The sequence below is a fragment of the uncultured Sphaerochaeta sp. genome (assembly GCF_963676625.2).
GTDB lineage: Bacteria > Spirochaetota > Spirochaetia > Sphaerochaetales > Sphaerochaetaceae > Sphaerochaeta.
Window position 1 is genome coordinate 1,183,953 of sequence record NZ_CAXXYB010000004.1, and the last position, 15,410, is coordinate 1,199,362.

General features: G+C 45.9%; 8 protein-coding genes. 2 read left to right on the top strand and 6 right to left on the bottom strand.

The window, feature by feature from the left end; translation table 11 throughout:
• Nucleotides 1-44 precede the first annotated feature (44 nt).
• The 4 genes from ACHZBG_RS08440 to ACHZBG_RS08455 all read right to left on the bottom strand — a co-directional run bounded on the left by ACHZBG_RS08440 (nucleotide 45) and on the right by ACHZBG_RS08455 (nucleotide 8,582).
• Nucleotides 45-596, bottom strand: coding sequence for a hypothetical protein (locus tag ACHZBG_RS08440; protein WP_320129010.1), 552 nt, complete (start codon nucleotides 594-596; stop codon nucleotides 45-47).
• Nucleotides 597-1,097: 501 nt separating this feature from the next.
• Entirely contained in the window at nucleotides 1,098-4,634 is a 3,537-nt protein-coding gene (gene nifJ, locus ACHZBG_RS08445; protein WP_320129011.1) for a pyruvate:ferredoxin (flavodoxin) oxidoreductase, read from the bottom strand.
• Nucleotides 4,635-4,802: 168 nt separating this feature from the next.
• On the bottom strand, nucleotides 4,803-6,038 hold the full coding sequence (locus ACHZBG_RS08450) for an MFS transporter (RefSeq protein WP_320129012.1): 1,236 nt from the start codon (nucleotides 6,036-6,038) through the stop codon (nucleotides 4,803-4,805).
• A gap of 45 nt (nucleotides 6,039-6,083) precedes the next feature.
• Nucleotides 6,084-8,582 (bottom strand): adenosylcobalamin-dependent ribonucleoside-diphosphate reductase, encoded by a 2,499-nt coding sequence (locus ACHZBG_RS08455; RefSeq protein WP_320129013.1) that lies wholly within the window; start codon nucleotides 8,580-8,582, stop codon nucleotides 6,084-6,086.
• Between the two features lie 460 nt (nucleotides 8,583-9,042).
• Between ACHZBG_RS08455 and ACHZBG_RS08460 the strand changes: the two genes are divergently transcribed.
• A complete protein-coding gene (locus ACHZBG_RS08460) occupies nucleotides 9,043-9,702 on the top strand; it encodes a hypothetical protein (protein ID WP_320129014.1) in 660 nt (219 codons plus the stop codon).
• Nucleotides 9,703-9,763: 61 nt separating this feature from the next.
• On the opposite strand, the gene gdhA is transcribed toward ACHZBG_RS08460, so the two are convergent.
• Nucleotides 9,764-11,101, bottom strand: a complete 1,338-nt coding sequence (gene gdhA / locus ACHZBG_RS08465; RefSeq protein ID WP_320129015.1) for an NADP-specific glutamate dehydrogenase — start codon at nucleotides 11,099-11,101, stop codon at nucleotides 9,764-9,766.
• A 223-nt stretch (nucleotides 11,102-11,324) separates the two neighbouring features.
• Here gdhA and ACHZBG_RS08470 point away from each other — a divergent pair, with 223 nt between their 5' ends.
• Nucleotides 11,325-14,261, top strand: coding sequence for a PEP/pyruvate-binding domain-containing protein (locus ACHZBG_RS08470; RefSeq protein ID WP_320129016.1), 2,937 nt, complete (start codon nucleotides 11,325-11,327; stop codon nucleotides 14,259-14,261).
• 4 nt (nucleotides 14,262-14,265) lie between these two features.
• Here ACHZBG_RS08470 and ACHZBG_RS08475 read toward each other — a convergent pair whose 3' ends face one another.
• The gene (locus tag ACHZBG_RS08475) at nucleotides 14,266-15,222 is read right to left on the bottom strand and encodes a D-2-hydroxyacid dehydrogenase (RefSeq protein WP_320129017.1); all 957 of its coding nucleotides are present in this window, start codon (nucleotides 15,220-15,222) and stop codon (nucleotides 14,266-14,268) included.
• Nucleotides 15,223-15,410: the final 188 nt, after the last annotated feature.

Below are 15,410 nucleotides of genomic sequence, written 5' to 3' on the forward strand. Positions count from 1 at the left end.
AAGAGTAGCTCCTTTGGACAGACAAACTATGCAATCATCAACAACTATATTGCTGAGTAGGTGAAGGTGACAGTACCGGTATAGTTATCTTCGAGAGCTGCTGCATACTCTGCTGCATTGACCTGAGCCGAGACTGCATAACTGTAACCAGTAAGACCGGTGAGGTTGGAAGATGAAACCGTGTTATTTACATTGGAGGAACCATTGGCGGTGTTGAAGGTTGCATTACTGCCAGCCGTTACCGTGTAGTTGATCTTATAGTTATTTCCGGAAGTCCCGGCAAGGGCAGTTGCTGTCATGGTTACCTTGAAACCAGTCCTTCTATTGGACAGGACGTTCAGATAGGCAATGGTGCCGGTATTGGCTGAACTTGTAATTGTTTTATCGGAAACAGGATGCGCAATAACTGTATTATACGCGGCAACCGTATTGCCACCAATTGCATCCTGGGTAAGCGCCATATAGTTGATACCGGCGATTGACGTATTGAGAGTAAGATTTTTTGCGTCAGGCAAGGTCTCTGTGGTGACTGTGGCAAACAAGGAGAGAGAGGTGAACAAGGCTACTGTCAAAAGTGCAATAATATTCTTTTTCATTAGGTAATCCCTTAAGAGCCTTGGAAAGCTCCTGTGCAAGTTTTTAAGTCCTTTTCCTGAACTTGGCTTTATAATAGTCAGAAGTAAGACTTATGTCAATAGTTGTAAATTACTATTCTATCTTTTTTTAATTAAAATCTAAAAAATATTTTATAATAATATATTATATAGTTTTAACTTATTTTAACATATATTAAACTTATGGCATCATAATCTATTTCTATGACTATATATGTAAATATAGTAAGAAATAAAAAGCATAAATCAAATTTTCATATCACAAAATCATCTGTTTAGTCACAAGTAGGTAATAAGAATAGTACAGGTATAAACAGAATCCTCAAAAAGATGCAAACTTGGCACAAGGAAAAATAAAACAATATTCCTGGATGAAGATACCAGGGAATACAGAAAGGACCCGTTGCAAATATTACACTTGCAACGGGTCCTGGTTTCTACATCAATACATTGTCCTGGCCGAAAAATCAACCAAGGCAAAACTTACATAAGAGGACCAAGCTTCTCATAGAAACTCATGCGATTCTTTGCATCTGCCTCGGCTTTTGCAAACAACTCATCCGCATGCTCAGGATTGGTCTTATACAATGAAGTATAACGAACCTCGCCCTTGATGAAGTCCTGGAAGGAACCAGTGGCTGGCTTGGTATCCCAAACAAACTTCTTGCCCTCTTCCATGGCAGGATTGAAACGATACATCGGCCAGTAACCTGCATCAACAGCCTTCTTCTCTTCAACCTGGCTGAAACGCATGTTCATTCCATGGTTGATACAAGGAGAATAGCAGAATACGATCGAAGGACCGTTCCAGGCAATTGCTTCTTGCAGAGCCTTCTGGGCATGAGCCCTGTTGGCACCCAAGGAAATGGAAGCGACATAAGCATGTCCGTAGGTCATGCACATGAAGCCCATGTTTTTCTTGCCAATCTGTTTACCGGCATTTGCAAACTTTGCAACTGCGGCAATCGGAGTAGCTTTGGAAGCCTGTCCACCGGTATTGGAGTAAACCTCGGTATCAAGTACCAGAATGTTCACATTCCTACCGGAGGCGACGACATGGTCAACACCACCGTAACCGATATCATAAGCCCAACCATCACCACCGATAATAAAGACAACCTTGTCGGAGAAGTAGTCCTTCAATTCGACAATCTTCCCCAGGACTTCCTTTTCCTCATTGGTCTTGGCAGCTGCCAAGGCATCGGGAAGCAAAGCCTGAACTTCTTTTTGTGCCTCAACGGCAGCATCGGTAGATTCGGTCCAGAGAGAAAGGGACTTCTCTATGGCGGCCTTGAAAGCAGGGGTCGTTCCGAGTGCAAACAAACGGTCGATGTAGATCTTCAACTGGTTGCGGTTGCTGTCTACAGCGAGCCTCATACCAAGACCATACTCAGCGTTGTCTTCGAAAAGACTGTTTCCCCATGCCGGTCCACGACCATCAGAGGTACGGGTGGTATAAGGAATAGAAGGGAAAGTACCGGAATAAATGGAGGAACAACCGGTTGCATTGGCAGCGATCATACGGTCACCGCAAATCTGCGACACCATCTTGACATACGGAGTCTCGCCACATCCAGCACAAGCACCGGAGAATTCAAACAGAGGCTGCTTGAACTGAAGGCCCTTGACTGAAGTCTCGAGGGTTCCATCAAGAACATCATACGGCAACTTTTCGAAGAATTCAGAATTGGTGGTCTCGCCTTTTGCCCTTTCGTCGGCAATTGGACTCAAGGCCAAAGCCTTGTTCTTTGCAGGACAAGTCTCTACACAAACACCACAACCCTGGCAATCTTCAGTATAGATCTGAATCTTGAACAGAAGGCCACGATCATTCTTGGTATTAGACTTGAGTGTATTGAAAGTCTCAGGAGCACCGGCAAGATCAGCAGGATCAATCTGCTTGGCACGAATTGCAGCATGTGGGCAGGACTGTACACATTGGTTGCACTGGATACAATTTTCGGCAATCCAATGAGGAATGAAGGGAGCAACACCACGCTTCTCGTACTTTGCGGTACCGGTAGGCAAGGTGCCATCGAAGGACATTTTGGAAACAGGAATATCATTGCCATTGAGGTGCATGATGGGTTCCATGATGTCTTTTGCAAAATCACTGGCATTGGAGGGAAGCAGTGCCTTAGGCACAAAACTCTCGGTAATCTTTGCAGGAATGACTACCTGATGCAAAGCAGCACTTGCACCATCTACAGCTGCCCAGTTCTTCTTGACGATTTCCTCGCCCTTCTTGATAAAGGTTTTCTTGATGTACTTCTTGATCAAGTCGATGGCTTCCTGTTCAGGAAGGATTTCACTGATCTTGAAGAATGCTGCCTGCATAACCGTATTGATACGGGTACCGAGGCCAGCTGCCTCAGAAATAGCCAAGGCATCGATATTGTAGAAACGAATCTTCTTGGCAATGATCTGTTCCTGCATTTCCTTGGTCAAGTGATTGAACACTTCATCAGAAGGAATCTGGCTATTCAAAAGGAACACACCCTTTTCTTTCAAAGGACCAAGCATATCGTATCGTCCGATATAAGCAGGGTTGTGACAGGCTACAAAGTCAGCATTGTCAATCAACCACGGCATATTCAAAGAACTCTTGCCGAAACGGAGGTGACTGATCGTGATACCACCGGACTTCTTGGAGTCATATGCAAAATAAGCCTGTGCATTCTGGTCGGTATTGTCACCAATGATCTTGATGGAGTTCTTGTTTGCACCGACTGTACCATCGGATCCAAGGCCCCAGAACATGCAGGAGACAACTCCGGCAGGAGATACATTGATCTTTTCCGTAACTGGAATTGAACGTTTGGACACATCATCATTGATACCAACGGTGAAGTTATTGAAGGCAGCACCGGCAAGATGATCATATACAGCCTTTGCATGGGAAGGAGTGAAATCCTTGCTGCTAAGACCAAAACGACCGCCAATGACCTTGATTCCTGTCCGTCCGGCCTGACTCAGGGCGGTGACAACATCAAGATAGAGAGGTTCGCCAATGCTTCCGGGTTCCTTGGTACGGTCAAGAACTGCAACACGCTCGGTTGTTTCAGGAAGAGCAGCAATGAAGTGCTCAACGCTGAACGGGCGATAGAGACGGATTTTCAGGACACCTGTCTTTGCACCTTTCTTGTTGAGGTATTCGCTGGCCCATTCCATGGTATCTGCACCGCTACCCATGACAATTACGACATCGGTGGCCTTGGGATCGCCAACATAGTCAAACAAGTGATAGGGGCGACCGGTGATCTTTGCAACCTGATCCATGTATTTCTGGACCATCGCAGGAACAGCATCATAATACAAGTTGACAGTCTCACGTCCCTGGAAGTATACATCTTCGTTCTGTGCCGCAACCTTGATTTTTGGTTGTTCAGGACGCTGGGCCCTTTCACGGAAGCGAAGGATATACTCTTCGTTGACGAGAGGACGAATATCGTCATAGGAAATTTCCTCAACCTTCTGGATCTCATGGGAAGTACGGAAACCATCAAAGAAACTGAGGAACGGGACTTGGCTTTCCAAGGTAGCAAGATGGGCAACCAAAGCCATGTCCATGGTTTCCTGGACACTGGATGCCGCAGTCATTGCAAATCCGGTGTTTCGGCAAGACATGACATCAGAATGGTCACCAAAGATTGACAGGGACTGAGCTGCGAGAGACCGGGCAGACACATGGAATACGGTGGGAATCATCTCACCTGCAATCTTGTGCATGTTCGGAATCATCAGAAGCAACCCCTGACTTGCAGTAAAAGTAGTAGTAAGCGCACCTGCTGCAAGAGCACCGTGGACAGCCCCGGCGGCACCTGCTTCGGATTGCATTTCCATGATCTCTACCTTTTTACCCCATAGATTCACTCGACCAGTACTGGCCCAGGAATCTGCATATTCGCCCATCGGCGAAGACGGGGTGATCGGATAGATTGCGGCCACTTCACTGAAGGCATAGGCAATATGCGCGGCAGCAGTGTTTCCGTCAATAGTAACCATTTTTTTGTTACCCATTTTGACACTCCATAAAACAATATTTGATGAGACCCAATAGGGGGCCACACTTTGCAAAATTAAAAAAACCCAAAAGTCAATTCCAAGAAAGAATGATAAACCAATAGGCTATCGATTGCAACCTTGGTCGATTGGTTTTGCCCTTGAATCTTGGAACCAACCCCTTTTTTACGCTCCAAAACGACGGTACATTTTAAAATAACAGAAAACAAGAAAAAAACAAATTGCCGACATTACTGACCAGAGAAGAAAATAATTCCCCTTTCCCAGCAACAAAGCCCCAAGACTGGGTGCCAAGGCATTCCCCAGACCTCCTGCGGCAATCGACACGGCATTGAACCGAGCCCTATACCTGACAGGCGCATAGGCATTGAGAAACACATTACCATTGGTTGCTACCAGGATCTCACCAAGTGTCCATACAAAAGTAGCAATCAGAAAAAAGGGATAGCCCGTACAAAAAGCATACATTCCAAAACCTATGGTATAGAAACACATGGCAAGGCGTATATTTTTAAGCTGATGTCTTTTTATTGTAAGCTGAGTAAGCAGGGGGGTCATAACCAATACAGTAACTGCATTTACCGTCATCAGATACCCATAGTTCACCGCTCCCTTATTGATTCCGAACAATGAAGAAAACTGCAGGGGAAGTGCAAAGGTAGTCTGCCCGTAGGTAAAACAATACAGGACCAAACAGGCAAGATACCAGACAACGGCAGGGGTTTTGGACAACTCCCTGAAAAAATGGGTTTTCTTGCCTATTTCTTCCCTTTGCAAAGTTTCGAGTCCAATCAAGGGAATGAAACAGAGCAACATTATCGTCGAGAGGGCAATCAGAAGTGCAGACCCTCCGAAAAGCAAGGGAAGAGAATGAGCATAGAGGAAAGCAGCGGCGAGAGGACCAATGGCCACCCCGATATTTGTCCCTAGATAAAGCAGGGAAAAAGCACGGCCTCGGTCTGAATCAGAAGAAAAATCAGCTACCATAGTATTGGAGACAGGTGCAGTAGCTCCCCGAAAAGGAGAGCAGACAAGGATAAGGGGCGGAACTAGATTGGAATGGGAACCTTCGATAAGCAGGGCACATACCAGATAGCAGAGAGAGACCATTCCCTGACAAAAGGCAAGCACACGTTTTCGGGGAAGACGATCGGCAACAGACCCTCCTGCCAACTGGCCAAAGGAAGTGCAAATCAAGACCAAGGTAATGTAAAAACCCGTCATCTGGTTACTCATACCTAGTTTCCCGGTCAAAATAAGCACTAAAAGAAGTTGCACGAAGTCACCAAACCGGTTTATTACCCGTACGGCAAAAAGAATGTAGATATTTTTCCCGAGGCCTTTATACAAGGCAAACCCCGCATTCCTTGGAAAGCGGGGTTTTGTAACTGAACTACTCATGCACCTCTGACTCCAGAGCCAGATTAAACAAACAAGCCCTGTTGGTCAACATTCACTATGACCACAAGAAAAACATTTCTTGCAACCTTCTATATTTACAAAGGTCACGTTTCCGCAAATTGGACAAATATCAGGTTTTACACTGTTGACCGAAGGAGGAAGGCCCAAATCAAGTTGGCCGGCATCCACAGGTTCATCCTCCTCATCGGGAAGATTCGCAACAGGCTTTTGGCTTTCCAATGAACCAAGATGCTGCTGCAACACCTGCGCAACCGCATCGGCCAGGCTCATGACGCGATTCTTCCCGAAGCCCATGGAACGACCACTTCCTATACCCGCGAGCTGGGCGATAATCGCCTGGGCTCTCTGTTCGGGGTTCAAAGGAGAAGGCATCCTGAGAATCAGGCTGATCAAACGTCCAAGACCTTCAGCGTCGGCCGCAACATCGGATCCCACCTTGGCAACATTGATAAAGACCTCAAACAAATCGGAGGGATTCGGACCATCGCAGTTAACCGTGATATAAGCCGTCCCTATAGGGGTAGCCTTCCTATATGTCGTTCCCCTGAGTACCGTGGAACGAACCCTGGATTTTGGTTCGGATAACACCATTGCAGGAGCTACCGTTTCCTCTGGTTCCTTCTCTTCCGTCCTTGCAGTCAGAACCTGGGTATCCCTGGACCCATCCCGATAGGTGGTTCCGCCCTTGCATCCCAGATCATAGAGCAATTCATACAGCTTTGCAGTCTGTTCAACCGTATATTCCTTGGGGGTATTCCCGGTTTTGGAAATCGAGGAGTCAACCCATTTCTGAATCGCGGCCTGGACCTTTACATGCCCTTCAGGAGCCAAATCCATGGCAGAGACAAAATAATGCGGACGCTTTTCCCCGGGATGAGCTTTTACCCATTCATCATAGACAGCTACCCGTTCGATGTTCGAGCCCATGCGTCCGGTCCGTTCCCATTCCCAGAAGTAATACGGCTCAATGCCCGTACTGGTGTTCACCATGGTCCCCGTGGTGCCTGTAGGAGCCTGGGTAAGGAGCGTCACATTCCTGAGTCCCTTTTCCTTGACCTCTTTTCTGATATTGTCAGGCATTTGTTTCATGAAACCGCTCTCAAGAAGCTTGTCCGCATCGAAATAGGAAAAACTACCTTTTTCCTCAGCCAGACTAGCACTTTCCAGATAGGCTTCCTCGCAAATGAACCGATAGAGCTTATCGATAAAAACCAGGGAGTCAGGACTACCGTAGGCCAACTCCAGTTTAATCAACATATCTGCAAGCCCCATCGTACCGAGCCCTATTCGGCGTTCCGATTGCTGCTGCTTCTTATTTTCTTCAAAGAAATAGGGAGTATCGTCGATTACATTGTCCAAGAAACGAACTGCATCACGAACAGTACGCCCCAAATCTTCGAATAGGACCTTCTTGTTCTCTACAAACTTACTGAGGTTTATGGAACCAAGGTTACAAACACCCCAAGGAGGAAGTCCCTGTTCTCCACAAGGATTCGTACTCTGTATTGTGCAGTAATACCATGAGTTGGACATTTTATTGTAACGATCGATGAAGAAGACTCCTGGCTCCGCTGAGGCCCAGGCACTTTCTATGATTGCATTCCAGACATCCCGGGCCTTTAAGGTTTGGTAAGGAATGACTTTCTTGCCGGCTGCTTTCCAAGCATTGATATCACCGTTCCAGGTCTGATTATACTCTGGGTCAGTGGTGTCAGGAAAACAAGTTTCCCAGGTACCGTCATTCTTCACGGCTTCCATGAAGTCATCGGTGATGCCAACACTGATATTGGCATTGGTTATCTTTCCCATTTCCCGTTTGCTATTGATAAAATCAATGATATCCGGATGCCAGACATTGAGAATCAACATCAAGGCGCCACGACGTGACCCCCCTTGTTCAATAAGCCCGGTAACAAAACTAAAAAGACCGCCCCAACTGACAGAACCACTGGATCTTCCGTTGACACCCTTGACATAACAATGCCGTGGACGTAAGGAAGAAATATTCATACCGACACCGCCACCACGACTCATTATCTCGGTCATCTGTCCCAAAGAGGAAATGATACCACCTCTGCTATCCTTCGGTGAAGGAATTACATAACAATTGAAATATGTAAGGTTCTGGTCTGTACCGGCTCCTGTGAGAATTCTTCCCCCGGGGACAAATTTCCAATCTTCCAGCAACCAGTTGAATTCTTTTTCCCACTTGGACCGTACTGCAGGTTTTTCCTGGGAAGCAATTCCCTTTGCAACACGGGAGAGCATCTGTGCCGGGTCAGTCTCCAAGGGCTTGTCGACATCATCCTTCTTGACATTCAATATTGTCTCATCATCAAGTTTGACCGTAATGGCATCGCCTACTCCAAGCCCGGTAACAACACCAATCTCTCGTTGACCAGTTTGATTATTGCTTACTGCAACGACAATATCTCCCTCTACCAGGGTTTCTTTCTGTACGTCTTTCAAAGCATATCGGTCCAAGAAAATCTTGCGTCCCAATGGGCTCAGTTCATTCTTCATGTAATCCCTCTCTATACGTGTAATATTCTGAATATGATATATTTAAATTCCAATGCATCAGTTACCATATGCGCAGTTCTAACGATAGCATGGCTATCAATTCTTTGCAACAAGGATTACAACATTTGTAGCGCATACAAAACATCAATAACACTGTATATAGTGTTATATCGGTTTTATAGCATACATGTATGGGTTCTTTTATTCTTCGGTTTTTTGCAAAAAAAACCATGAAAATTCACCTATGGTTTTCAACCAAATTGTTATCCGGTCAAGGAGAAAGAGTTGAAAATCACAAAAACTGGGATTCAGGTTTGTACCTAATCCTTTCCCCTGGCAAAGCTCATAATCGCTTATTTAATTAAGTTTCTACCCACTCGCTAGTGTGGTATTTTATAATCGTTCTCTTCCCTTGACAGAAAAACAACAACGATAAAAACTGAGCCAAAGAGGCAAAATTATGAACATCGCTCCTATAACCAATGCCCAGGAACTATCGGCAACCGTGGAAACCTTGGGATTCCTTCCCTTTTTCCCCAATGCCTTCAAAGGCTTTTCCCTGAAGGAGTCAACTCCTCTGGAGTATTGGTTTGTCAAAGGAATCGAAGGCCCCTGGGAATGGAAAGAACAGGTCACCAGGGAAGGGAATCTTGCCTATGGTACCTTCTTCAAGGGAAAAACAGGGTTCATAAACCTCCCGTGGTATGCTCACTTGGCTAATTACAGACGGAAAGGAGATGATTTTTCGACCCATTATCAAAAAGGCTTGGCGGGACAAATGGAAAAAAAGATTATCGAAAACCTTACAAGAAGAGGACCTTTGCTATCTTTCGAGTTGAAAGATCTGGTAGGAAAATCAGGCTTCAGCCAAGCTCTGGCAAAACTCCAGATGAAAACCTATGTGGCAAACTATGACTTTGCCCATAAAACGGGAAAAACCGGAGAAAACTATGGTTGGGGAGTGGCCCTGCTTGCCTTGAGTGAAGAAGTCTATGGCGAGGAACTTATCCTTGGCCAAAGCGGACTATTACCAGAAGAGTCGCTGGACCTGATGGCAAACCACCTGCAAAAAATCCTTGGTGTGGAAAACAAGGAACAAATAACAGGATTCCTGAAATAGAAAAAAGGAGATAGCCAGATGGTTATCTCCTTTTCTCAGTACAGTATATAACAAAAGAACCCTAGTAACCCATTTGCACCATGGCATCAGCAATTTTCTTGAAGCCGGCAATATTGGCTCCCTTTACATAATTGATATAGCCATTTTCCTCAGTACCTTCCGAAACACAGGAAGTATGGATATTTATCATGATATCATGAAGTCTCTGATCGACCTCCTCGGCAGTCCAGCTGAGATGCATGGCATTCTGGCTCATTTCAAGACCAGAGACTGCAACACCTCCGGCATTGGCGGCCTTTCCCGGGCCAAAAGGAATTTTCCTTTCCTGAAAATAGGTAACGGCTTCTGCCTGACAACCCATATTGGAAGTCTCCACGATATACCTGACTCCATTCGCTACCAAAGTCTTTGCATCCTCAAGGGAAAGTTCATTCTGTATGGCACAAGGAAATGCCATATCCACACTCACTTCCCAAGGTTTCTTTCCGGCAATGAACTTTGCACCGAACTTCTTGGCATAGGGTTCTACGATATCGTTGTTCGAAGCTCTCAGATAGGTCATGAAATCCCATTTCTCCTGGGTTCCGATACCATTCTCGTCATAGATGTATCCATCAGGGCCACTGATGGTAACAACCTTGGCTCCGAGCTGGGAAGCTTTCATTACAGCGCCCCAGGCAACATTGCCAAAACCACTTATGGATATCGTCTTTCCCTTGATGGTATCATTGTGTGCCTTGAGCATTTCATCGGCAAAATACATGGTTCCAAAACCGGTTGCTTCGGGACGAATCAAAGATCCCCCGAAATTTCGACCTTTTCCGGTAAGAACGCCGGTATTCTCCCCTTGTATTCGCTTGTATTGACCATACAGGAATCCAATTTCTCGGGCCCCTACGCCAATATCCCCAGCGGGAACGTCCGTATCGGGACCAATATACTTTTGCAATTCTGTCATGAAAGAACGGCAGAATCGCAAGATCTCGGAGTCGCTTTTTCCACGGGGATTGAAATCGCTGCCGCCTTTTCCTCCTCCCATGGGAAGAGTCGTGAGACTGTTCTTGAACATCTGTTCAAAACCCAGGAATTTCAAGCCACCCAACGTTACGCTGGAATGGAATCGAAGGCCGCCTTTATAGGGCCCAAGGGCATTATTGAATTGCACGCGGTATCCACGATTTACCTGAATATTTCCCTGGTCATCCTCCCAGTCAACCCGGAATAAAAATGTCCTATCAGGTTCGGTAATCCGTTCCAGTATCCGATTTTTTTCATAAACGGGGTTATCGTTTACTACATCTATTACACTCTCCAGGACTTCCCTTGCCGCTTGGATGAATTCCGGCTGGGCAGGGTTTTTCCTTTCAAGTTCCGCCATGAATGGCTCTAGTTCATACATTTGTTCAGTCTCCTTTTTATCGGAAAAAAATCTGGTTCCATCGAAGGCAGAGTAAACCTGCATATTCAATCTGTCAACTCATTTCTGTTTAAGCTTATCGCAATATTTTTAATATTTTTTGATGCATGTATCAAAATTTTCATTAGTTTCTGTTTTTATCCATAATTACATAAGAATGAGTTTTCTCTTCCCACCAAGCCTGCCGCATGATAAAATACAGACTATGTATACATTGGATCCAACCTGGCTGCCTTTCAGCAATCTCATGCTGCGACATATTTACAACGTATTGCTCATTTGCAGCGACTATGATCGTTTTCTGTTGGAGGAAGATGGCAGGGTCGAGGAAGAGCTCTATTTAGAATACACCCAACTCGGACTGAACAATCCCCCCAAGATTACGCATACCAATACCGGGGAAGAAGCCCTGAAACTCCTTGGAGAACGAAAATTCGATTTGGTCATCACCATGCTTGATCTTGGCTCCGACCCGGTAGAGCAACTGGCCTTTGACATCAAGGCAATCCAAAGTGATATGCCGATAATTGTCCTCTCTCCCTCATCAAGTCATCGCCGCAATAAAATGATAAAAGGAGCCTTTTGCCCGGCAATCGATTATTTCTTTTACTGGCAAGGAGACCCAACCATTTTCCTTGCCATGATCAAGCTCGTGGAAGATAGCATGAATGTGGAACACGATACCCAGGAAGCAGATGTACAGGTCATCATCCTTGTGGAAGATTCCATTCGTTTCTACTCCTCCTATCTTCCCCTTATGTATACCTGCCTTATCCAACAAAATCGTTCCAGTATTCTTGAAGCTCTGAACAATTGGGGGAAAACGCTCAGGATGCGCGGTCGTCCTAAAATTGTTTTGGCCAGGACCTACGAAGAAGCCTTCAATCTCTATAATCGGTACCGTCACAATATTTTGGGAGTGATTTCCGATATGTCCTATTCCCATGAAGGAATCCAGGATAAAAAAGCCGGCATGGAACTCGCAAAAAACATACTCGCCGATAACCCGGAAATCCCAATCCTCATTCAAAGCACTGATCTTTCCTTGAAGGAGTCTTGCGAAGACTTTGGAGTCAGCTTCATTTGGAAACTCAGTCCTACGCTCCTTGCCGAATTGAACAAATTCATGAATACCCAGTTTGGGTTTGGCCCCTTCATCTTCCGAGATCCCAAGACTCTCAAGGAATTGGCACGAGCCGAGACAATGCGTGACCTGCAACGATTGCTGCCCACGATTCCCCCTGATAGTTTTGCCTTCCATTGCAGGAGAAACGAATTCTCCCGGTGGCTCAGGGCCCAGAGCCTTTACATCCTTGCTTCAAAGATAAAGAACCTGCAACTACCGGAAAAGGGGGATCTCGGAGAAGTCCAGCAGCAGTTGATTGAAATAATCAGGAACTACAGGACAGAACGAACCAAAGGTGTAATTGCCCAGTTCAGCAGAAACAACTATGACGAGACGCTCTTCTTCAGTCGTATCGGCAGCGGATCGCTCGGAGGAAAAGGAAGAGGTCTTGCCTTCATTGACATGGAATTGCGGTCGAGCGGAATACTGGACAAATATCCTGACATCTATCTGTCCATTCCCCGCACGGTGGTACTTACCACTGACCAATTTTCCCAGTTCATCGAAGAAAATGCACTATCGGATATCATCAGCAGTGAACTTCCCGATGAAACCTTACTAAAGATTTTTCTTTCAAAACCTCTTTCTTCTGAATTGGTGCTCAATCTTGCGGAAATCATTCAGGTCATCAAACAACCCATTTCGGTACGTTCCTCCTCGTTATTGGAAGATTCACACTTCCAACCCTTTGCAGGAGTCTACGAAACCTGCATGATTCCCAACACAGGGCCCGACAGAGAGCGACTGGAAGAACTTTGTGATGCCATACGCTGTGTATGGGCCTCGACCTATTTTCATAAGGCCAAGGAATACCTCAAGGCAACGGACCACATGATGGAAGACGAAAAGATGGCTGTCGTCATACAACAAGTCATAGGAAGTGAGCACGGAACATATTGGTATCCCAATATCAGTGGAGTAGCCCGCTCTCTCAATTATTACCCGATAGGGGGTGAAAAAACTGAGGATGGGGTGGGAATGCTCTCCTTTGGATTCGGGAAATCAGTCGTGGACAATGGCTCTGCCCTTCGTTTTTCACCTACCCACCCCAAGCATCCCGTCCAGTTTTTGGGAAGCAATCAGGTCAGCTCCCAAAACAGTTTTTATGGCTTGAACCTGCATAATGGATACCATCCACTGGAAAAAGATGGACCAGAGAACCTGGAACTCCTGGACTTATCCGAGGCAGAAAAATATCCAGAGTCCCTTCGCTATATTGCAAGCACCTATGACCTGGCCACAGGAACCCTTACCGAAAGCACCCGTGCAAAGGGCTTCAAGACCATTACGTTCAACGGAATCCTTAAATATGACGCCTTCCCCTTGGCCGCAATCGTCCAGGATATACTGCTTTTGGGAACCAAGGCCATGAGTACTCCCATCGAGATAGAATTTGCCGTCAATCTCAACAGAAAAGCTCCCAAGAAACCTGAGTTCAGTCTATTGCAGATACGACCCATTGCCCAAGGAAACGAGGGAACCGATGTTCATATTACAAAGGACGAGCAAACCGAAGCCCTTGTCTATTCGACAGTGGTCATGGGAAATGGCAAGATATCTGATATACGGGACTTGATTTACATCAAGCAGGAAACTTTTGACCCGGCAAAAATGCAAGCAATGGCTCAGGAACTGGACCGTCTCAATGCAACCATGGTACTTGAGGAAAAGGATTATGCCCTGATAGTAGCAGGACGTCTTGGTTCCTGCGATCCTTGGCTGGGAATTCCTGTCTCCTGGTCGCAGATCTCTCGATCCAGGGTCATTGTGGAAACCGGCTTCCCCGGTTTTCAGGTGGAACCGAGCCAAGGCACGCATTTTTTCCAGAACATGACCTCCCTAGGATGTATTTACATGACGGTAAACCCTTCCTACCAAGCAGGAAATCTTGATCTATCCAAGCTTCAGGATTACACGTTGGTCGAGGAAACCAAACACTTTCGGCATATAAGGACAAAAAAACCGCTCACTATCAAAGTGAACGGCTTAAAGGGGGAAGGAGTGATCTGCCTATAGCCTTCTAGGCATTGACCACATGTATCGGATGGCCTTCCTTGAAATTCTTCAGGTTGTCGACGGCAATATCCATCAACCGAGACCGACTCTCTTTCGGAGCCCAGGCAATATGCGGAGTGATGAAACAATTCTTGGCAGTGAGGAGAGGATTGTCTGCCTTGATGGGTTCCGTGGAGACAACGTCGACTCCTGCTGCATATATCCGCCCAGCATTCAGGGCCTCGGCCAAATCCTCTTCAATAATAAGGGGCCCCCGGGAGGTATTGATAAGAATGACACTGCTCTTCATCAGGGCAATTGTATTCTTGTTTATCATCCCCTGTGTCTCGGCAAAGAGAGGACAATGCAAGGAAATCACATCCGATTCAGCAAAGAGTGTTTCCTTATTTACATAGTCGGCTATCGCACGACCTTCTTCATTGGGATATTCATCATAGGCAAGCACCTTCATTCCAAAGGCTTTGGCAATGGAGCCGACAGTCCGTCCTATCCGTCCAAATCCCACGATACCCATGGTCTTTCCCACAAGTTCGATAAGAGGATATTTCCAGAAGCACCAGTCAATGTTGTTTGTCCACTCCTGGGCCATTACTGCATCATTATGGGCAGCCACGTGGTGGCAGATCTCGAGCAGATGAGCAAAGACAAACTGCGCGACGGCAGTAGTCCCATAGGTAGGTATATTGCAAACCACAATATTTCGTTCCTTGGCAAAGGCTACATCAACCACATTATAGCCAGTGGCCAAAACTCCTATGTAGACAATATGGGGGCAAGCAACAAGGGTTTCCCGTGCAAGGGGCGTCTTGTTGGTAATGACAACCTCGGCATCTCCGATCCGCTGGATGATAAGCTCTGATGGAGTTCTCTCATATACGACAAGCTCTCCCAAATCTGCAAACCCTTTCCAGCTCAAATCCCCCGGATTTTCCGTATATCCATCCAATATTACAATTCTCATGGTAGGTACTCCTTTCTTAAGGTATTTAAACTCTTGGCCCTGGAAATCAATTCTGTGCAGAACCCTACCTGCATCAGATCTTGTTAAAAACAATAATAGCATCTATCCCATAAGGGCCACAGATACGACCATTACAATTTGGGGAATTTGCATAGGTGTGCTTTAAAAAAAGCAAACAGATGAAATCA

Excerpts from the sequence above, each read along its gene's own strand:
- ACHZBG_RS08440 (WP_320129010.1), bottom strand. The coding sequence starts at position 596 with ATGAAAAAGAATATTATTGCACTTTTGACAGTAGCCTTGTTCACCTCT.
- nifJ (WP_320129011.1), bottom strand. The coding sequence starts at position 4,634 with ATGGGTAACAAAAAAATGGTTACTATTGACGGAAACACTGCTGCCGCG.
- ACHZBG_RS08450 (WP_320129012.1), bottom strand. The coding sequence starts at position 6,038 with ATGAGTAGTTCAGTTACAAAACCCCGCTTTCCAAGGAATGCGGGGTTT.
- ACHZBG_RS08455 (WP_320129013.1), bottom strand. The coding sequence starts at position 8,582 with ATGAAGAATGAACTGAGCCCATTGGGACGCAAGATTTTCTTGGACCGA.
- ACHZBG_RS08460 (WP_320129014.1), top strand. The coding sequence starts at position 9,043 with ATGAACATCGCTCCTATAACCAATGCCCAGGAACTATCGGCAACCGTG.
- gdhA (WP_320129015.1), bottom strand. The coding sequence starts at position 11,101 with ATGTATGAACTAGAGCCATTCATGGCGGAACTTGAAAGGAAAAACCCT.
- ACHZBG_RS08470 (WP_320129016.1), top strand. The coding sequence starts at position 11,325 with ATGTATACATTGGATCCAACCTGGCTGCCTTTCAGCAATCTCATGCTG.
- ACHZBG_RS08475 (WP_320129017.1), bottom strand. The coding sequence starts at position 15,222 with ATGAGAATTGTAATATTGGATGGATATACGGAAAATCCGGGGGATTTG.